The organism is Mucilaginibacter gossypii (genome assembly GCF_900100945.1).
Taxonomy (GTDB): domain Bacteria; phylum Bacteroidota; class Bacteroidia; order Sphingobacteriales; family Sphingobacteriaceae; genus Mucilaginibacter; species Mucilaginibacter gossypii.
In genome coordinates, this window is sequence record NZ_FNCG01000008.1 from 111,692 (window position 1) to 135,597 (window position 23,906).

General features: G+C 46.8%; 16 protein-coding genes and 1 pseudogene. 6 read left to right on the forward strand and 11 right to left on the reverse strand.

The window, feature by feature from the left end; translation table 11 throughout:
* Nucleotide 1: 1 nt before the first annotated feature.
* Nucleotides 2–3,202, reverse strand: a complete 3,201-nt coding sequence (gene recC / locus BLS28_RS16130; protein WP_091169343.1) for an exodeoxyribonuclease V subunit gamma — start codon at nt 3,200–3,202, stop codon at nt 2–4.
* Nucleotides 3,186–4,904 carry an exodeoxyribonuclease V subunit alpha gene (gene recD, locus BLS28_RS16135; RefSeq protein WP_256337453.1) on the reverse strand — a complete coding sequence of 573 codons (1,719 nt, stop codon included), beginning with the start codon at nt 4,902–4,904 and terminating at the stop codon, nt 3,186–3,188. Before recD ends, recC begins: the two co-directional genes overlap by 17 nt.
* Before the next feature lie 284 nt (nt 4,905–5,188).
* On the opposite strand from recD, the gene istA reads away from it, so the two are divergent.
* The 3 genes from istA to BLS28_RS16150 all read left to right on the forward strand — a co-directional run bounded on the left by istA (nt 5,189) and on the right by BLS28_RS16150 (nt 8,679).
* On the forward strand, nt 5,189–6,721 hold the full coding sequence (gene istA / locus BLS28_RS16140; protein ID WP_256337454.1) for an IS21 family transposase: 1,533 nt from the start codon (nt 5,189–5,191) through the stop codon (nt 6,719–6,721).
* Between the two features lie 20 nt (nt 6,722–6,741).
* A complete protein-coding gene (istB, locus tag BLS28_RS16145; RefSeq protein ID WP_091169351.1) occupies nt 6,742–7,488 on the forward strand; it encodes an IS21-like element helper ATPase IstB in 747 nt (248 codons plus the stop codon).
* Between the two features lie 780 nt (nt 7,489–8,268).
* Nucleotides 8,269–8,679: a hypothetical protein gene (locus BLS28_RS16150; RefSeq protein ID WP_091169353.1), complete on the forward strand. Its 411-nt coding sequence runs from the start codon at nt 8,269–8,271 to the stop codon at nt 8,677–8,679.
* 16 nt (nt 8,680–8,695) lie between these two features.
* Here BLS28_RS16150 and BLS28_RS16155 read toward each other — a convergent pair whose 3' ends face one another.
* The 4 genes and pseudogenes from BLS28_RS16155 to BLS28_RS31595 form a co-directional block, all read right to left on the reverse strand.
* The gene (locus BLS28_RS16155; protein ID WP_143020787.1) at nt 8,696–9,340 is read right to left on the reverse strand and encodes a hypothetical protein; all 645 of its coding nucleotides are present in this window, start codon (nt 9,338–9,340) and stop codon (nt 8,696–8,698) included.
* Nucleotides 9,341–9,343: 3 nt separating this feature from the next.
* The gene (locus tag BLS28_RS16160; protein WP_091169359.1) at nt 9,344–12,268 is read right to left on the reverse strand and encodes an HsdM family class I SAM-dependent methyltransferase; all 2,925 of its coding nucleotides are present in this window, start codon (nt 12,266–12,268) and stop codon (nt 9,344–9,346) included.
* 134 nt (nt 12,269–12,402) lie between these two features.
* Nucleotides 12,403–12,987 carry a S24 family peptidase gene (locus BLS28_RS16165; protein WP_256337455.1) on the reverse strand — a complete coding sequence of 195 codons (585 nt, stop codon included), beginning with the start codon at nt 12,985–12,987 and terminating at the stop codon, nt 12,403–12,405.
* 21 nt (nt 12,988–13,008) lie between these two features.
* Nucleotides 13,009–13,188 (reverse strand): annotated as a pseudogene (locus BLS28_RS31595) (helix-turn-helix domain-containing protein); the annotation flags it as partial.
* A 173-nt stretch (nt 13,189–13,361) separates the two neighbouring features.
* Here BLS28_RS31595 and BLS28_RS16170 point away from each other — a divergent pair.
* On the forward strand, nt 13,362–16,166 hold the full coding sequence (locus BLS28_RS16170) for a PIN domain-containing protein (protein WP_091169364.1): 2,805 nt from the start codon (nt 13,362–13,364) through the stop codon (nt 16,164–16,166).
* Nucleotides 16,167–16,214: 48 nt separating this feature from the next.
* Here the strand turns inward: BLS28_RS16170 and BLS28_RS16175 are convergent, their stop codons facing one another.
* Genes BLS28_RS16175 through dinB form a run of 4 tightly spaced genes read right to left on the reverse strand, consistent with a single transcriptional unit; the run spans nt 16,215 to nt 20,908 of the window.
* Nucleotides 16,215–16,562 carry a hypothetical protein gene (locus BLS28_RS16175; protein WP_091169366.1) on the reverse strand — a complete coding sequence of 116 codons (348 nt, stop codon included), beginning with the start codon at nt 16,560–16,562 and terminating at the stop codon, nt 16,215–16,217.
* Nucleotides 16,559–16,792: a hypothetical protein gene (locus BLS28_RS16180; RefSeq protein WP_091169369.1), complete on the reverse strand. Its 234-nt coding sequence runs from the start codon at nt 16,790–16,792 to the stop codon at nt 16,559–16,561. Before BLS28_RS16180 ends, BLS28_RS16175 begins: the two co-directional genes overlap by 4 nt.
* A 10-nt stretch (nt 16,793–16,802) precedes the next feature.
* Complete coding sequence (dnaE, locus tag BLS28_RS16185; protein ID WP_091169728.1) at nt 16,803–19,745, reverse strand: DNA polymerase III subunit alpha; 2,943 nt, start codon at nt 19,743–19,745, stop codon at nt 16,803–16,805.
* 5 nt (nt 19,746–19,750) lie between these two features.
* Nucleotides 19,751–20,908, reverse strand: coding sequence for a DNA polymerase IV (gene dinB / locus BLS28_RS16190; RefSeq protein ID WP_091169372.1), 1,158 nt, complete (start codon nt 20,906–20,908; stop codon nt 19,751–19,753).
* Between the two features lie 144 nt (nt 20,909–21,052).
* On the opposite strand from dinB, the gene BLS28_RS16195 reads away from it, so the two are divergent.
* Together BLS28_RS16195 and BLS28_RS16200 are read left to right on the forward strand one after the other, a co-directional pair.
* Nucleotides 21,053–21,541, forward strand: a complete 489-nt coding sequence (locus BLS28_RS16195) for a hypothetical protein (protein WP_091169376.1) — start codon at nt 21,053–21,055, stop codon at nt 21,539–21,541.
* A gap of 3 nt (nt 21,542–21,544) precedes the next feature.
* Entirely contained in the window at nt 21,545–22,348 is an 804-nt protein-coding gene (locus BLS28_RS16200) for an SOS response-associated peptidase (RefSeq protein WP_091169381.1), read from the forward strand.
* A 310-nt stretch (nt 22,349–22,658) separates the two neighbouring features.
* Here BLS28_RS16200 and BLS28_RS16205 read toward each other — a convergent pair whose 3' ends face one another.
* Nucleotides 22,659–23,753, reverse strand: coding sequence for a ComEC/Rec2 family competence protein (locus BLS28_RS16205; RefSeq protein ID WP_091169384.1), 1,095 nt, complete (start codon nt 23,751–23,753; stop codon nt 22,659–22,661).
* Between the last annotated feature and the right edge of the window lie 153 nt (nt 23,754–23,906).

Consider the following 23,906-nt stretch of genomic DNA (forward strand, 5'->3'; position numbering starts at 1 on the left):
TTTATACGCTTTGAAAAGAATCGGGTACAGGACCGTAAATGAGGTTGATATTTGCCGTTAGTTGTTGACAAGTTCCGGGCGCTTCAAAAAAACCGCCGTCATATTCCATTTTCAAGTATTCATCATGGATAAATGCCGACTGGCCACCATTAAAGGCCCGGTCTAAATAAGCTTCAAATCCAGCATCGTCCAAACCGGCAATCCGGTCCCTGCCATTTAAAAACTCCGTCGCGAACAGGTAGGGCTGCTGGTGACCCTCCTGAAAGGGCACCAATAATTCTGCTAACCTCGTCTTAGCGTCATCGACCGCTAATAAGTTGGCCCGCAGTACGCTTACCTCAGCAGTAACCCCGGAGATAAAATACGTTTCCAGCGCCAGGCCGCCTGCCGTCGCGAGTAAATGACGCAGGTAGCAGTCTAAGCGGTGTTTCTCTTCTTTTTTGGAAAAGCAGGTCACCAATTGTTTATTGCCATAGACCTGTGTCAATGAACCGCTAATGGTTGTTTCAGCTAAATCGATCCGGACCGAAGCGGTGCCGGCAGGTCCTTCCAGCATGCACTCGGCTAAAAGGGCCAGCACCGGCGCGACCTGTTCGGCGGAAGCCTCGATGGCCAGTTCTGCCATGGTGTTCAAAGGCAGCTGGCCGGTCTTGACTTCTTTTTGCCGAAAGGCAGGCCATTCATCCTGCGGGATCAGTACCAAGGCCTGCTTTAACGCCCATTGCTGCAAATGGTCAAGCTCGAAAATTTCTGTCTCCGGCAATAATACACTGTCGTCGCCATAGTAAACACCTAATATTTTATTGTAATAATATTTGACCGGGTATTTAAAAAAAGACAATAACTGCTGAACTGCTACCGAGGCAAAATCGATGTCGGGGGCTGTGGCCTGCTCATTATAGCTAAAACCTTTCGGATTATCGATCGCGTCGCCAAAATAGCTGACTAGGCCACTGTCCGGGTCGGCATATAAATGACTAAAACTATGCAGCGGATGCAGCCGGGTCAGGCGGTTTGCGCCGGTCGGAGACGGCTCGGCTAAACCGCTGCCTACATAATCGACCAGCTCATCCACCAGCGCGGAAGGCGGTATAAGCGAATTGTCTTTTTGACTGCGCCCGATATAACTGATGTACAGCCGGTCCCTGGCCGACAAGACCGTCTCCAGGAACAGATGCCGGTCATTTTCCTTAATGTTGCGGTCGCCGCGGCGGCGCTGCTTTTCGATAAGGTTAAAGCTGAGCGGTAGTTCTTTACGCGGAAATTTATCAAAGTTAAGCCCGAGCAGTGCAACAACCTTGAAAGGGATACTGCGCATGGGGATTAGCGAACAAAAAGTAATCCCCCCGGACATAAAGGCGCCGGCTCGTGATTCGCCGGACAACAGCTGAACAAAGTTCTTTCGGAATACGGTGAAGCTCACGGATTCCTGCATGATGCCCGCGACAAGGTTAAGTCGCTCGACCTGATCGTTGAAAAGATCAAATTCCGGATTTTCCTCGCCGTCCGGCTCATACATCAGGCCGGTCACTACCTCCCGCAGGTACTGGCACCAGTCGCTTAGGGGACGCGGGCGGCTTTGTTCGGTCACCATGGAAATGAGCACCCGCACGAAATGACTAAAGCGAATCAATTCAAACGCCTGCGCGCCTTCTACGATATCAATCGGGTAAAAGCCTGTCTCATTGAGCACGTATTCATCTTCGCTGCGCATGCATATTCCATAAATGATCCTGTTCAAGCCATTGAGCCAGCTCAGGGTATAAGAGTCATCGCTCGTCTCACCCTTGATACCAAAGCGGATATTCGCGGCACGGACCACATTACGGACCAGTTCCGTATCATGTATCCGGAAACGTTCCTTGACATAAGCCAGTTCGAGTATCTGCAGGACGTTCTCCGCTTTAAAATTATCTTCCCGGAGTTCCATGATTAATTGCAGGGTACTGAAAAAGCCGTCGACGGCCTGGTAGCTTTCGTCAGCGATGGTGTAGGGAAAGCGGTAAGGCGCCGATCCGAAAATGGCTTTGATGTAGGGCGCATAGGCGTCGATATCGGTTACCATGACGACGATATCCCTGGGCGAATAAGGTTCCGCAGCCTGATCGACCAAACCGACCAGGTAATTATACAGCACTTCCACTTCCCTCGCCGGTGTATAACAAGAGTTGATACTGACGGTCTGGTCTTTCAGCTCATCCGGACTAAAAACCTGCCGGTCTTGTTCCACCGCATTATTAAAAATATCAAATTGGATTTTCCCCAGTAAGGTGCTAGGTTTGGGTGGCGCCACGCCGATAGCCTCGAAATGGTTCAGGAACTCCTCGTGCTTAAAAAACAGCCCGAAAGTATCCTGAAGCACACGCCCCCAACTGGTTAATAATTGGTTACCCAGTATAGGCGGCGCGTGATTGTTCCTTGCCCCGCCCTGCCTGCTCAGCCACCGGGCAATTTGCGCCTCGCTGCGGTCTTCATACCAGTAAGCGTACGGCGAAGGGTTCAATAAATAAAAACTGACGTCGATATGTTCACTCAGCCGGTAAAAAAAGTCAATATGGTAAGCAGTTAAAATAGACAAGCCAAAAAGATGAACGCCTAATACCCGCTCAGTCATTTGCCTGGTACGGTCCGGCTGTTGAAGGCCGCGTCGTATCTCCTGTAGAATAATGGTTTTATCTGGCATCGCCGTACCCAGCTTTTCCCGGCTCGCGTTCCACAACCAGCATTGCCAGTCAGCATCCTTCGCTGCTGTATCTGCATTGTTCCACCGTTCAATCATATCCGGCCGATAGATCTGGTACTGATCGAACAAGTCGGCTACTTTGGTCGCCAGGCCCAGGCGCTTCAGTTCGTCGCCTCCGGGAAAGTAGCTGGCAATAAAACGGAATTTCCCCGTAAAGTCAGCATGGTTCAATAAGTCGAAGATCACCCATTGCAGGTGGTCGGCCGATAATACCTGGTTTTTTTGTCCCCCAAGCTTAAAATAAACCTGGTAGATCATATCATTCGGCTTCAAAAACCGAAGGTTAGCGCTGATGCCGTTCAGCTCGGCCACCTTCATTTTCAGCCAGTTGTTCATACCGGTGGTTTGGGTGACCAGGTATTGCGGCAGGAAAACGCCGCCTTGCTCAGCTTTGAGGTTTTTAGCCATTTCAGCAGCCAAAGCCGAAAGAGAATTGGATACTTTAAATTGTAAGGCCATAAATGGAACTGCTTGATAAGGTTTCTTCAAAACGGGCTGCCAGTCCGGAGATGCGTGCTACCGAAGTGGAGGCAATTTGCTGGATTTGAGGTTTGGAACCCTGGATGGTAACGGTTTGTTTTGCCCGGGTAACTGCTGTATACAGCAGTTCACGCGTCATTAGGCTTTCATTGGCGCTTTTCGGCAACATAACGAACACATCTTCGTATTCAGAGCCCTGGCTTTTGTGAACGGTCATAGCGAACACGGTTTCCGGTTCGGGCAGATAAGCAGGCCATAAGCCCCTGAGTTCACCATCCGTTGTTTCAAACCACGCTTTGAGTGTGCCGGTTTCATCTGGCCGGATCAAGCCCGTATCGCCGTTGAATAAATCCAGTTCATAATAATTAGCGGTGATCATGACCGGGCGGTTAACATAATAAGCGGATGAAGGATTGATCAGCTGTCTTTTTCGCAAATATTCCTCTACTCGTCTGTTCACCCGGTTGACACCTTGTTCACCTCCTTTGACCGGGCAAAGTATACGCTGCGCATTGAATTTGCGAAGCGCGGTAAGCGTGTCCGGCTCCTGAATATAGGCTTCATAACCACTGACAAATTTCTCAAAAGTGGCCTCATCATACTGATCGTCTACGATGACGTGCGGATCAGTGCCTGCGATCATCATTTCGTCGATCACTGCCGTGTCATTCGTAATCAGCGCTTTGCTGAATCTGCCGATCCCCTTTTCGGCGTTGAAACGCCGGCTTATTTGCAGCTCGATAACATGGCCAGCTAAGGCCGATTGCTGGTCCGAAGCGGGTAGAGCTACCGGGCCCCAATGCCCGAAAAAAACGGCGCTGTCCTGATCAAAATGGTTGATTGTATGCGGCATTTTGCAAAGGTCACCCAATAAACTGCCTGCCTCCACGGAGGCCAGCTGGTCTTTATCACCCAGCAGGATCAGCCGGGTATCCTTTCCGACGGCATCCAGCAGTTTCGCAAACAGCGCTGCGTCGATCATGGACGCTTCGTCAACAATGACGACATCATAAGGTAATGGCGAAGCGGCATCATGCTTGAAATAGGGCGCACCGGGAACATATTGAAGTAAACGATGCAGGGTCTTCGGCACGATAGGTTCAGGGGTGACCAGGCCCGCTTTACGGAGCGATTCGCCCATGCGCATGGCGGCTTTTCCGGTCGGGGCAGCGAGCGCGACCTTCGTGTCGGGCGCGAGCCGGTAGAGCACAGCCAGCAGTTTGGCGACGGTCGTGGTTTTGCCGGTACCGGGCCCCCCGGTTATGATGGTAAAATTGTTGAGTAAAGCGCTCAATGCTGCAACCAATTGCCAGTCGGTATGATTGCCGTTGTCGCCAGGAAACTGTTGTAAAATAAATTCTTTTTCATCAAGCAATCGGGCAGTACGATCGGCGAACGAATCGCTTTCCGCTGCTTTGAAAGCCAGGATGCTGTCGCGGATCATGGTTTCATAAGAAAAATACCGCTGGAGATAAAGCTTGTCCTTGTGTAAGATGAAAGGCTGAAGCTCATTAGCGTTTCCGACCAATGACAGCGTGCTCAAAGTTGTGCTGTCACTGAGTTCTATACAGATATGCCCTTCACTTAATTTTTTTGAAACTTCATAAGCGTAAGGATATAATTTATCGTCGTTAAAAAAACCGGCGAACTGTTGATGAACATCATTGGTGGTTTGCAGCATTTGGAAAGGCTTAAAGGTTTGCGAGTTTAAATATCAACATATCTGCCGCCAAATGCAAACAAAAACTTGATTTCATACATTTGATTTAAACCCAGGTACCTCCTATGGAGATTATGATGAATGAGACCACACCATTTCGGCGCAAGCTGACCCACTGTTTCGGGGCAAACTGACCAGGGCATTTCGGGGCAAACTGACCCACCAAAACGCGTAGCAAATGCTGTAGAAGTAACCATCTTTTGAGGGCAAAAGGCCTGTCTAAGATGGCCAATTTAACAATCAGCATGAGTAAGATTAGAAAGATTTTAAGGATGAACAGCCAGGGTCGCAGCACGCGATTTATAGCTGCCCAGATTGATTCATCCCGGAATACCGTAAGAAAGTACCTGGCCGTCCTTAAGAAGAGCGGCTTTACCTTTGAAGAAGTTAATAGCCTGAATGATAAGGAACTGGAAGACATTTTCGGCAAGACCAGGGAAAACAACCAGCCAAGCAGCCGTATGCAATCCATGCTGCGCTGCTTTCCACACGTCGATAAAGAGCTCAAAAAGACCGGTATGAACCGGCAGCTCCTGTGGGAAGCTTATATCAAAGAGTTTCCCGACGGCTATAAGTATACCCAGTTTTGCACGTATTACAACCAATGGAAGACCAGGGTCAACCCGACCATGCACATGGATCACAAGGCCGGTGACAAGCTATACGTCGATTTTGCGGGTGAAAAGATGAGCTATACGGACAAGGAAACCGGCGAAGTCATTGAAGTAGAAGTCTTTGTAGCAATCCTTGGGGCCAGCCAGCTCACCTATGTAGAGGCTGTTATGAGCCAGCAAAAGGAAGACTTTATCGCAGCCTGCGAGAATACCCTGCACTTTATCGGCGGCGTTCCTGCCGCCATTGTACCGGATAACCTGAAGGCGGCTGTAACCAAAAGCAGCCGCTATGAACCAACCCTTAACGAAACATTTGAAGACTTCGCCGACCATTATGGGACTACCATATTACCAGCGCGGGCGTACCGCCCGCGTGACAAGGCATTAGTAGAAGGCGCCGTTAAGATCATTTATACCAAGGTATACGCCCCTTTAAACAAGCATATCTACCATTCTTTAACAGAACTCAATACGGCGATCTGGCAGGCCCTGGAAGTCCATAACAGCCAGTTGCTCAAGGGGCGTAATTACAGCAGGAAACTACAGTTTGAAGAGATCGAGCGCCAGACCCTGGCATCATTGCCTGTGCTGCGTTACCAGTTCAAAAAGCACTTCTATGCCAGGGTGATCAAAAACGGCCATGTCAATCTCGGCCCTGATAAGCACTATTACAGTGTGCCTTACCGCTTTATTGGCAAGCGGGTTAAGCTGTTATATTCCCGTACCATTGTAGAGATCTACTCCAATTATGAGCGTATCGCTTTGCACTCGCGCGAAAAGAACCCCTACGGGTATACTACCGACAAAGAACATATGGCCAGCGCTCACCGCTTTAAAAGTGACTGGACACCAGATATGTTCCTGAATTGGGCGGCCTCCATCCATGAAGATGTCAGGCTATATATTCATCAGATACTGGAGCGTAAACAACACCCCGAACAGGCTTACAAGTCCTGCCTGGGGGTACTTGGCTTTGCAAAAAAAGCAGGGAACGACCGGTTAATAATGGCCTGTCAGCGAGGGCTCAGTTATGGCCTTTATAGCTATAAAACGATACAAACCATATTGGAAAACAAGATGGACAACTATGAGGAAAGCATATTTGCCGATGAGCTACCCATGCCTGATCATGGTAATATCCGGGGAAAAGACTATTACAAATAACCATTTAAAACAACAATAACATGAACACAAGCACCTTAGACAAACTGCGGAAGATGAAGTTCTTCGGCATGTTCCATGCCTTTAAAAGCAGCATGGAAACCGGTAAAACAAACGATTACACGGCAGATGAACTGCTGGCCCACCTGGTAGATGCAGAATGGGACGACCGGCAGAACAGGCGTATTGAACGCACGATCCTATATGCCCGGTTCCGCTATAAAGCTTCAATTGAAGATGTTCACTATCATGCTGACCGAAGTATTGACCGCAACCAGATCATGCGCCTGGCGGATTGTACGTTTGTTGACCGCTTCGAGAACCTGCTGATCACCGGGAGTACCGGTATCGGTAAAAGCTATATTGCTTCTGCTGTGGGCTACCAGGCCTGTGTATTGGGCTACAGGGTATTGTACACCAGTACGCCCAAACTATTTGCCAAGCTTAAGATGGCTAAGGCGGACGGCTCCTATATGAAAGAGCTGGCTAAGATCGAAAGACAGCAACTGCTCATACTCGACGACTTTGGTATCCAGCCTTTTGATGCACAAAGCAGGGCGGCACTAATGGAGATCATTGAAGACAGGCACGGAAAGACCTCGCTGATCATTACCTCGCAGCTACCAGTCAGTAAATGGTTTGAAGTGATCGGTGAAAAAACGGTTGCTGATGCGATCCTCGACCGGATCGTTCATGATGCACACCGTATCGAACTAAAGGGAGAATCTATGAGAAGAAAGCGTAGTATTGAACCGGAAAACAGCCACTAATGAAATTACCTTTTAAATAACTATTTTTGTACGTGCTTTTATAGCATTTGCTGCAACCCAAAAGTCAGCTAACCCCTGGGTCAATTTGGCCCGAAATAGGGTGGTCACTATCTCCATAATATACAGCCAGGTAATACATCAGTTCGTCGTAAAAATAATTCCAGTCCGGTTGCATAATCCAGGGATTTATTTCGAAATGACCCGGGACAGGCTTTGTTGAGCAATAACAGCAAAGTGAATATGGTGAACCGGATTAAGTTAGGCCAATATACAAATAATATGTATTGATTTACAAAGGAATATCTTTATTAAATAAGGAAAAATACTTCTTTTATGAGTTTGTCTGATAGCCACCACTAAAATAATTCTTTCCCACCTCCTGTCCTGCCTTGTGACCTAAAAATTCCGCATCCCCCAACCTTTGTCCTGTCGCCTGGCGAACCGTGCCGGCAAGACAAGCGAAGGTTATTTGACGTACAGGGACGAAACATTATCCGCCTAAACACCGGAAATTTTGCGAAGCATTAGCGAAAGCGCATTGGCAGCCGAGAGGCCGTATCGTAGGATACGGCCGGGCGCGGAAAGCTATGGTTATTCGACAACCATTTATGCGCCTACTGGTGCTGGAGCCAGCTGGATCTTTCCGGCCGGTTTGATCTGCTGCACCTCGACCGGTACTACGACCTAGCAAAATATGTCCCAGGCGATGCCGAGCTGCTGAAGTTTGACTGCAAGACTACACCCCTGGCGAAGCTGACCGGGATCAGGAAAAAGACGAGTATGGGCGACCTGCAAATTTTGCGCTGGGACAACTATATCAACCTATTCCTTGAGAAAACCCCGGTCATTGCATTTGCTTACTTCATCACACAAAAGGACGGCGACCTGAATTTTAAGCCGGAGCACCGGGAGATAGAGTTCTACGACCTCTTTGAGCTGGAAATTAACGGGACGGATAAATGGATCATCAACGTAGATATCGACTATTTCTTCACCAAACCGGACGGACAAAACCCCATCCGGCTTTATTCCGATGAGTTCATTCACGCATTCGGCCGGTGGCTCAGCAAAAAGGAAGCCGCCGCGGCGCAAATCACGATATGTCTAAGCCCGGAATGCTGCGGGGGATGGCTGAACGCTATCAAAGTCGCCAATATCCTGGGGGAACATCTTGACTTTCATTTATCCTGAAGCTGACCATCCTTAATTATTCAGCCTGTTCGGCCTGTGTTTCAGCCATCGCCGCAAATGAAAACAATAAATGGTATACATGGATCGTCGTAGAATCCGTTCGCGTATGGGAACTTTGGAAACTCGCCGGCAGCCCGGCGAAGGTACCTGTACTGAACGGCGTGGATAGGTGGTCATGATTTTTGACCTTGGCCTTCAGGCCTTTCAGGATGTCATCGTCCCTGTCGTTGATGACAAAACCGATCATGCCCGCAAATTCGTCGCCCTTGGCGTAGTGATGCTTAATAAAGCGCGACAGTCCCTCCTCGAAATACAGGTTATCGGCATATTTAAGCCGTTTGCATTCTATAATGAACTCACAACCGCTGATCTTAAAAGAAATATCAGCCCTGGCCAGTTTAAGCTCCGGCGTAAATTTCCAGTTCTCCCAGTCAAGATACATCAGCCGCTGGTCGAGCCAGTCCTTCAGCTTTGAAGGGGTCTGGTAAAGGTCCGCCATAAATCGGTCGCGTATTTCGTTCTCAGTCGTGATCGTGTGTGCGATCCGCGTATAGCTGTCAATAAGGGAGCTCAGGTACAGGTTCTCGATCAGGTCCTGTTTCGAAGAATAGCCAAAATATCCAATGTTAGCTTTGATAAAATCGGCTGCAGAAGACATCATCCGTTAGGCTAAGTGTTTAATAAATTGCTCGATTTCTTCCTTGGCATCAACGATCGCCTGTCTGACGGTCCAATCCTTAAACTGATTGCTTTTGATGATGTAAAACTTGTCCTTTTCATACAGCTTCACTTTATCTTCTTCCAGGATCTTCAGCGCATCCGCCTTTTTGAGCTGCCCGTTCTTGACAAAATTGATGATATGGCGGTCGTCCCCCCGCTCAAATTTGCCGCATTGATCGTTGGATGTGATGCGCAGGCAGATCACCGAACCCATGTTAAGTGAAATATTGTAGGTCGCCGCCAGGCCGTGCTGCGGCGCAAGTACCAGTGAAAACGCCTTGGCGAAAGCATCAAAGTAATCGCTCATGTTCTGACCCGTCACCAGGCTGGACGGAGGCGCGGCGTGGTCGACATTGACCTGATAAAATTCTTTGATGACCTCTTTTTCATAATCCAGCAAGCCGTAGTGGGCAAAAACGATATCATTCAACAACTGCGATTCATTATGGAAAGAATCCCCCGCTTTTAAACGGGACTGTATTTTTAATACAAGGTCACGTAGTTGTTGCTTGATACTGTCATCTTTGAGCACCTTTATAGGCAGTTTTTCAAGATCGATGTTTCGAAGGGTGTCCCTCTTTCCTTCGCCCTTGCCCCATTGTATGGATAGTTGATAAAACAAAAATCCAATAAGCTGGGAATTGATAATAGCCAGGTAGGGCAGGTAGTCGTCAATGTAGCCGTCCCGGTCTGCAAACTTGATCGCTAAAATATTATCCTTATGGACAATGTTGTCGCTCACAATCGCACCGCGGAAAAGCATGGCGTCGGACTTTAAAGGCCTGACAGGTACGATGATGCGGTTGCCTTCAAATATGTCCGCTTCACGCCTCCGGTGCAGTCCCTGGTTCCAGTTGAAATCTTCCAGTCCGTTTGGAGAGACGCTCTCAAATTGCCCGAAATTCTGTGGTTCTACCAATTTTCTCCAAATAGGATCTCCGAGAGAAGCCATGTTGGACTTTGGCTGGAAACCGGTTCTGGCCTCAATCACCAGATCATTTTGTGGAAGTAGCTTCTTAATGACATCAAGGCCATCCATATCACTGTTTACCAAGACTTTCCAAATTCTGTCATCTTCCATCAATTCCTGTTGCTTAACAGAAAATATGTCTCTACTGGTAAAATGGATCAATTCGAACTTTTCGGAAAAATTAGAAAGCTTGGGCGAACAATATGCAACATGGTTATCGGACTCCGTACCTTTTGCACGCTCCACCATAACGATTACTGCGCAAGGCTCACTGGCTCCTAGTTCGATCGTTTCGCCATTGACAGACCCAATAGGTTTCTTTTTAAACAGTATCTTGTTATAGTGGGAAAGTTCATAAAACTTTTCAATGCCATAGTTACTGAGGAGGTCCGCCCGGAACCTGCTGGCGTTGTCGTTCAGGAATATAGAGTTTTTTACTACGGCAACTATCCTCGTACCTGCATTTGACCATCTCCGGAACCCAAGCAGGAAAGCTTGCGAACGTTCAAAGTCGGAAACACTGGCGTAAATGGCATTACCCTTTCCTTTATTCGAGATCATCTTCCGTTCCTTACGGATCTCTACCGCCTCCTGTTCGTCCAGAACGTCTTCCTCTTTGGGAACAGAACCCCAGGGAGGATTTGATACAATATATTCAAAGGTCATGCCCGGAAATATTTCGTCGGTAATTGCATTGCCGTGGATCAAAGTTTTGCCGATGAGGCTTGGGAGGATCGGATGGGCGTGTTTGATCTCATGCCTTATGAATTCCGGGTCTTCCGTTTCAAGCAAAGCGAGGTAAAGGCTGAACGCCGTGATCTGCAGCGCCTTCCGGTCGACGTCAATACCATACAATTGGTTCTCTAAAATAAATTTCTTTTCGTCAAACGTGAGGGACCTGCCGAAAGATGCCTGGATGCTCTTAAAACATTCGACCAGGAATGCGCCGGAGCCCACTGCGGCATCCAGGCACTTGGCTGATGATAAGCCGCCTTTGTTTTCACTGTCGAATACCTGCCTGAGCATAAACTCTACAAGAAAAGACGGCGTATAATAAATGCCTTTGCGCCTCTTACTGTTATCCTTTAGAAAAGCTTCATAAACATGGCTGATCAACTGTATCGGGATACGGTCGAACTGGTAAGGAAAAAGAAAATGCTGCCCGCTGCGATAATCCGTTTCGAAAAACAAGGCCAACTGTGTTAGGTAACGCTTCAACAGGTCGCCCGCCTTGAAGTCGTCATATTTAAAGACATCGCCGTTTATCTTCTTAATTTCATCAAAGGCGCCGATCAGCCGTTGCGGGTCGCCGGACTTTAATATGCTCAGCAGATAGTCAGCCTCAAAAATACCGCGGTCTTCCAGATATTTAATAAATATACAACGCAGGATAAGCAGATGCACCACCTCCTCGTTCGTATCATTGATCAGGTCCGTCTTGAGTTGCAATAAGTTTAGCAACAGATCTTTGTCTACTTCCTGTCCCTTGCGCTGATTTTTGCTGACAAAGTCAAAGAAGAATGCCGAATCAATATATTGTTTTGATATCTCCGACGGCGCAATCCCCTCGAATCCGATCGAATTGACCCCATAATCGAAGCTCTTCAGGCAAACCGAATTTTTTAACGGCCGGCCGGCCTCCGGCTTTTCCTTGACATTGATGATATACGAATACTCGCCGGTAACCGCTATAAAAACGTTGTCCCGGTTGCGGTTCCATAGGGATTTATGTTCCCTATAGATATCGTCTTTGGTTGGGGTCAGGATATATTTTACAGAAAGGCGGTCTGCCGTATCGACTTTGTATTCAAAGGTCGTTTCATCCAGGGTACCCGTCGCCAGGTCCTGCTCCGAGAAGCTCAGATGAGTGAGAAACCTTTGAAAATTTATATCCAGCATCTTATTCTTTTGTTTAGCTAGCCCTGTACATTAAATGTATCAAAAATCGGGGCAAACCTAATTATTAATTGTTAACATGTCTACATTACCGCAATTTTACGGTATACATCACCTTTGCGAATGTCGTCTTTCGCCTACCGCAATTCAAGTTGCCGTCGCATCTCGCCGAGCATGGATTTGATCTCGTCGAGGTCGGTTCCTCTTTCCGGGATCTCCTGGCTGATAAAACGGTCATATTCCCATATTTCCAGCACCTCCGTCATCTTTACCTCGTAAGGTATATATCGGGCATTTTCCGACATCAGCAGCAGCCTGTTATTCTTTAACACCGTCACCTTTTTAAAAACGAATTCCATCTCGCTGTTTAATATCAAGATACAGCGGGTATCCGCTTTGATCGACAACCAGTCGGTAACATACGATGCCAGCACAATACTCCCTTCCGGTATAGGCAGCATAGAATCGCCGGTTGTAGGAAACATTCTGAATGTTCTTCCCTTTGGCAGATCGGGAAAACTGAATTTGGGAAGGCTTGCCAGGTATTCCGGATCACGGTGGCCTGCGCGATAGCCGGCCTTCGCCTTGACCGGAACAAATTCTACATTTTCTTCGTTTTGCGGGTTAACGGTAATTGCCAGTACGCGCAGGTCATGGCCAGTAGGCTGCCCTGCACCCGCCGCAGTGAGCGATTGCAATTCGTTTTCACTTAATGTATCCAACCTGATCTTCAAAAGGGGATCGATCGGTATCTCAAAAAATTCGGAGACCGTCACTAGGTCCGCGGCGGTAGGGTTCACCGTCCGGCCGTTTTCGTGCGCATTCAATTTTACACGGCTGATCGCCAATGAAGCGGCGAGCGCATCCTGGCTCAGGTTGCGCTGCTTGCGTAGAAAACAAATATTCTCACCCCAGTGGTTCATTTGATTGATACTAATAATATCAATTAAATTGATATTATTAGTATCAAAGTTGCATAATATTTCTGACCCTGGAAAGGATTTGTGAAAATATATTATTGCGGTATATAGCTATGAATGTATATCAAAGCATGCGCCTGACGATCATTTGCTATCTTTAACGTTTAATATTCCAGATGGCAAAAAATATCCTTATCGACACGAGCATACTAAAACAGCTGGTTTCCCCTATAGAATTCAGCGGCTATCTGGATCAGCTCCTTAAATGGCAAAAGCAGGACGACATTCTGATTTATTGCCCCGCTACACTCAAACAGGAATGGCTAAAGCATCGCGTAGAAGAATTCAAAAAGATAGATCACGTGCTGAAAAACCACCAGCAGGCGCTTAAGACCGCCAAACTATTTCTGAAAACACCCGAAATAGGCGAAGCCGAACTGACTGCGGCAGACAAGATGCTGCGATCTCAGGTTGAAGCCATCGACCGCTTATTAGAAACTGCCAAACAGATTACGGATGAGACCGCCGCAGCCGGAAAGATGTGGATGCAGAAGAAAGCGAAAAAAGCGCCGTTCCGCAGGAAGGAGGCAAGCGACAACGATGCAGTGATCCTGTTTGCCGCCTTAGAGGAAATCAGTGCAGCCGTTCAGCCCGAGTTGTATTTTTTATCGGCTAACCATACCGATTATGCCGCTCCCGGAAATGAGGACGTCATCCATACCGACATCGTGGCACTTTATCCGGGTATTACGATTACCTACTTTACCAGCCTTTCGTCCGCGATCACCGGACTGACGTCGATTGGCCTCCCTTCGGCAAGGCAACTCGCCAGGACCGGCAAGCAGCCGGTCCCTGAACTGGTCCCTGTTGACCGCAACATGCCGGTGATCGACCAGCTTCATGACTACCTAAATAAGCGGTTCAGCGACATCCGCCTCCTACCGAAGAAATTATTCTGCATTCATTACCCCATCATTACCGAGGCCAACTATGACGACAGGGGCAGACCATTTACAATGAACACCGACAACCAGGAACTGTATGACCTGTTTGTGGGCCTGCAAACCGAGGGGCAACTATACATTGGCGAAGAAGCGCCCGACCAGGATGGTGACCGTCCCATCCGTAATTTGCTTCAATTTTTGCGCGGTAACTTCGTGCATGCGATCACCTTTAAGGATGGGCGGCCCCTGGACCTGCCGATCCTGGAAACCACCGCCTGCACGTGTGCTGTATGTACTTTCCACCGCGCGGAATTCGACGAGTCAATAAAGCAACTGACAGCGCTCACCGCTGATCCGGCTCCGACGCTAAAAAATGCATACACCTTTTACCTTCACGGCCAGTTAACCACCACGGTAACGATATTAAAACAGGTAGCGGCTGATGCGGAACAAAACCGGAAATGGCTTACCTATTACATTGCCAATTATAACCTTTCCCTGCTGGGCAGCCTGCTTCGCTTTCGATACCATTCTATGGGTATCGGGGACCAGCTTGGCACCGAACTGCGCAGTATTAAATTGGAAGATATTTATCGGGTCAGTAACGAAACCTCTCTGAACAACATACTTGATTACCTGCATAAAGGTGCGTTTCTGGATGAGGCAACCAGTGAAATGAAACGCTTGTCAGAAAAAATGAAAGACCACCAGGTCGATCAGAACGGCGGCTGGACGGATGATACCCGGTCTATGCTCGATCTTTACTTTGAGACCGTGTCTTTTATCGAGCAAAATTATATCATGATCGATGAGTTCTCCAATATCAACACGTTCACGAATTATTTTGTAGAGGGGCTTTTTGCGTCCTACACCTGTAAAACTACATTGGGCGGCAAGCTGCTCCACTTCACAGATCCCATCGTTGATAAGATCGTCGCCTACGGTAAGACAGATGAACTGATCAAGTACCGGCGCAGGTATGATGTAAAGGTGGCAGGGTATGAACGCAACGGAACAGGAACCTTTGTACCGCAGTTCTGTAAGATGCTCAAAAATTACGGCGTATTGGCAGCACAATTTGAAGACGGAAACCATGAAGGGGCAGAAAGTGTATGGCCGCGCTACCGCGGGATGTTCGGCAATGCGCTGACGATCGCCGGCATCCTGGAGCTGACAAAGGATGAGATTGCGGCTATCTGCAATCACCTGCTGCCATTTCTAAAAGTTCAAAAACATTTGCACGAGTTTGAATTGTCTACCTCCTTAGCTTATTTCATCCGGAATAATGCCCCGCAGATGGAGACAGCTGTGCTGCAGCAGTTCCTGCATTTTGCGTTCACCTACCAAACGACTTCCCGCGATCAGTTGCTCAACGTATTTTACAATATCGGCCGTTCCCGCTGGTTGGAACTGCAATTCACGCAGGATGAATGGCAGGAGATCCAATCGACCTACCTCGTTAACGAGACCTTCCAAAAAGATCATGGTTCGGTGAATGAAATTTGCAGCCTTCACCGCTATGTCGCGGACGCGCAGCAAAAAAGCGAGATCGCCACGTTTTTGCTATACAACCTGCGCCACCATTTTAAAGGCGAGGTCTATTATTGGGCCGTGCTGAATGATTTGGTAAAACCGACTCGGCAGCTCACCGGTAAGTATGAACTGGAAATGCTCATGCTGGCCGAAAAGGGACGGCAACCCCGGATATTTGAGCCGGGATTTTACACGGATCACCGTCTGGACGAATTTCTTAACTTTTCTTTCCGCTATAAACGTTTGTTGTCAGCACAGCTGGTTGAAGCCCTCCAAAAGATGGATGATTACTATCGCTGGGTAACGGACCTTGACGGATTCGATTACTCGAAATTTGACGACAATTGGCTGTATGTCCACATGACCATCTATTACAAACAAAAATTCCGAGTGAGTAAGACGCTGAAAAATTACCTGCGGAAACAGGTCATGAAATCCAGCGACCACCGGCTGGGCCAGTTGTTTATTGATCTGTACGTGCCCGTTGCAAAAAACGAAATGTAGTTATAGTTCCTATCTATGATACAGATTATTCCCGGTAGCCCTTGAAGGTCAGAGAATGTCGGGTAATATTCCTTTCATTGATAAGATAGCAATTAGCGGCATATCATATGGAAATACAGGAATTTCGATTACTCCAAATACTTTTTCCTGATAGTGAAACTCATAACTTGAAAAATGTGGTGTCGGCGATATTTCAGACACGGCTTTTTGTTTTAAGATAGCGTCGTCAACCCACTTAGATACTATGGTTTTTGGTGATAATGACTTATCCGAACTACCGATGCCTGAAGTGCTTGCGCTGCTTCCAATTGTTCCTTCTGGATAACATGGCTTAAACATGCTTATTAACGTTGCGTAAAAAAGCACCACACTTATGGAAACGACAAAATGCTTCATTGAGCACTTTTACTTAATTGATCAGTGATGAGTTGTAAATCCGTGTTTGTATAATATGAAGTTCCTAAAGATTTATAGCTACCGTTTTTCTGACGCGATATATAACCTTTAAAGCAACCGTTTGCTGTAATCATAAAACAAGGTCCAGCCTCGCCAGGCATCGCCTTTTTGTCTAATTGCAGTTCTGCCTCCTGGCCTTCAATTGAGCATTTAATATTTATTCTGTCCATTTTCTATCAGTTAAGAAATAACAGGGTTAGGTAAGATTGGCAACTTGGCAAACTTAAGCACCTCCAGGCTGGCAAAGCCAAATTCAGCAACGACCTTACCGAGTATCAGGTAACAGCCTGCGCCACGGAAGGGATAAACAGGTGTGTTGTTTGGAAAGTGTACCGTGTCAAAGGTGTTTCCTTCTACATCCAGAAAATTGCCGAACCACATTCTTTTATTGTTTTTGGTCTGAACTGTTTTTTCACATACGTACTGACCGACCATCCTAACCACCTGCCCGACATGGTTGATCAGGTCATTAGCACCCACTTCGCCGCGATAATCGGTTTGCAGTAGTTCGAACATGGTCACACTTAAAGGAAAGCCGAGCAATTCCAATTCGTGATAGGCATTCTCCAATTGTGTATTGACAAGTACAGGCAGGGAATACTTCTTTGCCTCCAGGCAAAATAGTTCCGCATTATTGTTGGGCTTTGCTTTAGCTCCCAATAAAAGATGTATGGCCCACAATAATTCCTTTTTGCTCTTTCCGGTAAACCGGAGCGCTCCTACGCGAATAAGCGTGATAGCCTGCTCCAAACCCATACAGGTTCTTTTGATAAAATCTTCCAGGCTTTGGTATAGTCCGTTTTTCCGGCGCTCTTCCGGGATCAGTTCAATGTACGTTTCGTTCAAACCGTGAATACCCACAAAGCCGAGGTAAACATCTACACCCATAATATTGACAATGCTGTCGCTGTTATTTACACATGGCAGATGTACAATCCCCCCGGAGCGCTGCAACTCCTGCACATATAGCGCCCGATCATAAAACCCACCGTAATTATTCAAGACAGCGACCATGAACTCGCGTGGGTAATATGTTTTAAGATGAAGGCTTTGGTAACTTTCCACAGCGAAGCTGGCAGAATGCGCTTTGGAGAAACTGTACCCCGCAAAGGAAGATACCTGTCGCCACACTTCCTTTACAATATCCTCCGGACGGCCCAAAGCAATGGCTTCCTGATGAAACCTTTCCACCAATCTGTCAAATTCTTTTTTAGACCGGTATTTGCCGCTCATTCCCCGCCTTAAAATATCGGCATCCGTCCCATCCATGCCTGCGAAATGGATACAAACCTTGATCACATCTTCCTGGTAAACCATGACGCCGTAAGTTTCCTTTAATATTTCTTCCATGACCGGATGCAGGTATTGCACGGTATCCGGAGCATGATGGTACTTGATATAAGTTCCCATCATTCCCGAACTAGCTACACCGGGTCGGATGATTGAGCTGGCGGCGACAAGTATGAGGTAGTTATCGCAACCCAGTTTTCGGTTGAGCTGGATCATTGCCGGCGATTCGATGTAAAAGCAACCCTTTGTATTCCCTATCCTTAAATTGGCATTGACCGCAGGGTCTTTCATGAAGTTCTTGACCTGGTGGATATCGATCTTGCGCTGCTGGTTTTCTTCGACCAACTTTACCGCCATCTTGATATGGCCGATACCCCGCTGACTCAGAATGTCATACTTATCGAAGCCGATCTTTTCGGCTTCATACATATCCCACTGTACGGTTGCCATTCCCTTTGGTGGCAGATCAAGTGCTGTATAATAAGTGATTGGATCTTCGGTTATCAATACCCCCCCGGCATGGATGGAGCGTTGGTTCGGCATATTGGCCATCCGTTCATGAATGGCGACAATCTTTCTGAATGTATCGTTGTTTTGATTAACCGCCGCCCGCGTTTGGTCAGTGAAGCCGTCGATCTCGGACTTAGGCAACCCCATGACCTTACCGATCTCGCGAATAATGCTGCGGTCCTTAAAGGTAGACATGGTTCCCAGCAAAGCGGTATGCTGACTGCCATAGCGCTTAAAAATATAATCCTGCACATCTTCCCGCTCATCCCAGGAATAATCAATATCGAAATCGGGCGGCGAAGTACGCTGTGCGTTCAGGAACCGTTCAAAATATAAGTCCAGTTCAATAGGGTCAACATCCGTTATTTTCAAACAGTAGGCCACAATGCTGTTCGCCCCGGAACCACGGCCCACATGATAATAGCCTTGCGAGCTGGAGTAGCGGATAATATCCCAAGTAATAAGGAAATAAGCACAGAAATCGAGTTCGTAAATAACTTTAAGTTCATGTTTAACCCGGCGCAGCGCTTCTTTATTGGATTTGCCGTAGCGATACTCCATACCGCTGATCGCCAGTTTTTCCAAAAGCTCCCGGTCATTTTTCTTATTGCCGGTAAATGTTTTGCGGTTTAAATTAACCCTGCCTTTGGGATAATCCATTACACAGCGGTTCATCAGGTTCCGGGTGTTGTCCAGTATAAAGGCATACCTGGAAAATTTAGCTTCCAGTTGACCGGGTGCCAGGAATTTATCAGTGGGGGCACACTTATCTTCCGCGGTTACTTCTGTCAGTACCACGTTTAGATCAATGCCCCGCAGGTATTCGTGTAAGCGGTATTCAATTTTATCAGCGATAAAGACCGGCTGCAAAGCCAGCAGTTTTTCCCTGATCGGGCTTAGGTCTTTGTTAAATAAGCTGTTAAGCTGACCATAACGGATGCCCAGGTATTCGTTTTCCTTCAGCGGTTCCTCATGCCCATAGGGATAAACAATAAAAGCGTTTACAAATGCAGGTGCGAGATCAGGTAAGGGCTTTTGTTCCAGGTTATGCTCCGTCAGGAAATCATTTAATTCCTTCATTCCCTCCTTATTGCTGGCAATACCAAAGTAAAGAAAGCGTTTATCCCGTCTGAATTCCAGGCCGGCGATGGGCTTAATACCTTTTTCGCCGCACTCCCGCATAAATTCCATGATGCCGGTTGAATTGTTGATATCCGTGAGTACCATCTGGGTTACACCGCAAGCAATAGCTTCCTCCACCAATGCCGGGATTGACATAGTGCCAAAGCGAAGGCTATATTGGGAGTGAACGTTCAGGTACATGGGCATTAAAGATTAAGATTGATACCGGAAGCCAGTTTAATGGAATCAGGGCCGAACCGGCGGCGTATTTTATCCATCGCCTGGCAAAGGCTGTATTGTTCTTCAGATTCCGAATAAAGGTCGATTTGCTCAAAGCCATTGACCAGATTTGAAAGGCGAACGCCAACAAGCCGGATCAGCAATCTTTTTTGATAGGCCGCCTTAAATAATTCTTTCACCTTTTTAATGAGCGGTCCATCTAAAGCCGTATAAGAAATAACGGCCTGTTTAGTAACGTCTTCCCTTGTGGAATAGCGGACCGTCACGGTGATACAGGCAGTTTGTTTCTTTTTTTGACGCAGTTCAAAGGCCAGCTCCATAACCATGGAAGTTAACAGGTAATTGATGGCTACCAGGTCGATGCTGTCATTTTTGAAAGTTGTTTGTGTACCGATGGATTTTTGCTCCTGATAGGGAATAATCGGCGAATCATCTATGCCTTTCGCCTTTTTCAATAGCCAAATGCCGTTCTTACCCAAGATACTGTTCATATATTCCGGATGTACCTGCGAAAGTTCATAGATCCGCTTGATACCCATATCGCTCAGCTTAATGAAGGTTTTTTCTCCTAAGCCGGGGATTTTGCGGATGGATAGAGGATTCAGAAAAGGCTGTACAACGGCCTTTTCGATATTTAGTTCACCATTTGGCTTACATTCGTTAGTCGCCATTTTGGAAACAGTTTTATTGACCGAAAGACCGAATGAAATTGGCAATGCCGTTTCCCGCATGACTTTGGCTCGCAATTCCTTGGCATAAAGCAGCGTACCAAAATGTTTATCCATGCCTGTCATATCGATATAGTGTTCATCGATGCTGGCCTTTTCAATGAGCGGCACATTTTCTTTCAGGATTTCTGTGATCTCGTGCGAAGCCTTGGAATATTCGTCCATATTTCCCCTGATCCAGATACCATGCGGGCAAAGCATACGCGCCATTCGGGCAGGCATCGCTGAGTGAATACCAAATTTGCGGGCCTCATAACTACACGACGCAACCACACCACGATCCGACAGGCTACCGATAATCACCGGTTTGCCTGTTAGTTCTGGATTTTTACGAACCTCAACGGATACAAAAAATGCGTCCTGGTCCATGTGGATGATCTGGCGGTCTGTGCTCATTTGTGCCTTCGGATTTTAGTATAACCTCACTGTTTAATCACATGATTATTTTGCTTTTATTCGTTCAGAAAACGGATAACAAAACTAATACTAAAAATATTAGCATTTTGTTTATATTTGAAAATAATTTTAGAGCAGAGCTAAATGACTGATAGCTTGTTTTATAACCCATTTCTGCGCATTAAGGAAGACACCCTGAAGAAACTCATGGGGGTAGGCAAGACTTTTGTGGTTATCCAGCGCTTTCAATGGCCGGGCCAGCCACTGCAGAAAACCTTTTTACTGTCAGCTTATGCTAATGAACAGGAAGCACATTACCATGAACAGGAATTACGGCCTAACGAGGGTAAAGCGCAGAACCTGCTTGATCTGAACCAATACCAAGGGATTGTTAAACTCTTAAAAAACGAATCCGGCATAACTATGTTCTTTAATGGAACAATAGATGCCCGTCACGAAAAAAGGCTGCAAAAAGCTTATGTGAAAAGTGTTTCTGCGTATATTCACCATATCCGCATGAAAAAAGAAGATCATTATGATGTGCGTATATTTGTGGAGCATGGCCGTTTAAAAGCAGAGATTACCTCGGGTGAGCAAAGTCATACGGCTCTTTTTTATGATATGATCAAATAGCTTATGTGCAGAGATATCAGCTTTCATTCAGAAATACAGATCGTCACCCAAGACTTTAAGGGTATTCAACTTGCCCCGAATTTGGCGCATTATCCAAATGACATGGTGCATGTAACCTGTGAGATATTGCCTACGCACCCTATAGTGGTTAATAGGAAAGCGTTAGTACTCGCCAATATGAGCTGGGGTGTAGTTCCTACCTATATCGACGATCCGCGTGAACGGCAAATGCAGCGCTCCAATATGGTTAACGCACGTTCGGAAAGGATCATTGGAGATAAAAAATCTTATTGGTACAAGCTGCGCCACAACCGTTGTTTAATCCCGGCTACAGGTATCTATGAACACAGAGAAGTTAAGGGCTTTAAAAATAAGATACCTTATCATATCAGTTTGGAAGGTCGCAAGGGTTTTTATGTGCCTGCACTTTACCAGGTTAGCCAGGAAGTAGATCAGCACACCGGAGATATCTATAACATGGCATCATTTACCATGATCACCAGGCATGCCAATGATAAAATGAGTTGGATACACAATTCCGGTGACAATAAACACCGGATGCCACTGTTCCTGCCCCCTGAAATGGAACATGCGTGGGTACTTGATGATCTGAGCGATGATGATATGGATGAGTTTTTTCATTATGAAATGCCGTCTGAAGCTATTGCACATTATCCGGTGTATTCCATTCGCAGCCGTAAACCGAAGCCTGAAGGAATTGTAGCAGATGCATTTTACGATTGGGGTAAAAAATTACCGATATATGGCCAGGAAAATACAGGACCGGAACAAGCTAGTCTTTTTTAGCTTGCATCGGTGTTTTAGTTGTGTATTCTAAATCTATTTAACGCCACAGTTGGTTGATGTCAGCGAGAAACCGGTCAGGTTTGTACAGCCCATAACTTATTTTTATTCCGGTTTCTTCTTCCTTATTTCTTTTCTTCTAAGCCTTATCATCAAATCCTGCACAAATACTCAGGGCATCCAAGTCAACTTCATCCAGCGGAGTAAAATTGTCACTGTACTGTTTTGAGAAATAGATTTCTTTGCCCAGCGCCTTGAACAAATTGGAAACAATTCAAAAGCTAACAGTTGAATTTTCAGTATGCGACGTCATTCACCGGTCGCTTATCACCGCATACTGACCATCAGGGGTCGCCTTGATATTAATATTACCGTTCCATGCGGTCGCAAAAATATTTTTGGTGATAGTCGCCTGTTTGAATACCGGCTTTACCGTTGGATCATGCGGGTCCGTTCCACTGATGCCGATCATTACCTTTATTGGCTGTGGCCTGTTGTCCGTCATATTATTTTCCAGAAGATCAATTGCCTTTTTGTTTGGGTGCCCGTAAGCATACGTCGTGAATTTCTGCGCCGTGCTGTCCGCATTTACTCCCCAGTTCCATTGCCCGCAATTGATGATCGCATATTTAGGACGTACCGCCTTTACCCAATCCTTCGTCATCGCGTTCTTAGCACCGTGGTGCCCCACCTGCAGAATATCCGCTTTAAGCACCTTCGGCGTGTTTTTATAATAGTCCGTTACTTTTTCAATACCACTTGTTTCCAGGTCACCCATAAACAGGAAACTCGCACGACCGTACATCACTTTCACCACAAGGCTATGGTTATTTTCCTTCATATCGCTTACCTCGCCCGGCAAAAAAGCGCCACTATAAACCGTGATCAGCGGATCAACCGGCGAACCCGTAACCGGATCAATATTACCGTTGGTCAAACCCTGCAGGTTATGCCCTGCAGTGACCTTATCATAAGTAATCGCTTCATAATTTATATGCAACTCACCGACATGCTGCTCCATCCAAGGCTGCATTTTTCCGCTACCGTGCGGGTCATGGTGCCCATTATCCACATAATTTAAGACTTTGTATCTTCCGGCGATGTCCTTCAGGCCCTGGTCATGGTCTACATGCTGGTGCGTGATGATGACACCATTCAGCGTCCGGTTCAGATCAGTCCGGCGCGCAAAGAACTGCCCTAAAAAAAACAGCAGCTTTTCTTTCATATCTTTCTGCCCGCCCGCGTCAATCAACACAGCGCCTTTCGGGAATTCCAACAGGATCGCCTGTCCCTGGCCAACATCGATAAAGTGGGCATACATCGCATCAGTGTCCTGGCCACTCGCCCTTAGGAAAAAGCTCGCCAGCAATACCGTCAGAAAGTACAGTTTAAGGTTTAGTGTTTTCATTATGAGTGATTTAAGGTGATGCAATATACCAAATTACTTTATCGGAATATAGATGAATTCGAAAAATTTTTCGAGAACAGCCGCCGCTATCATAACAGATTGGGCCTCATGAATGCCATTATGCAGGAGTTTGTCGATCCCAGCTAAGATCAA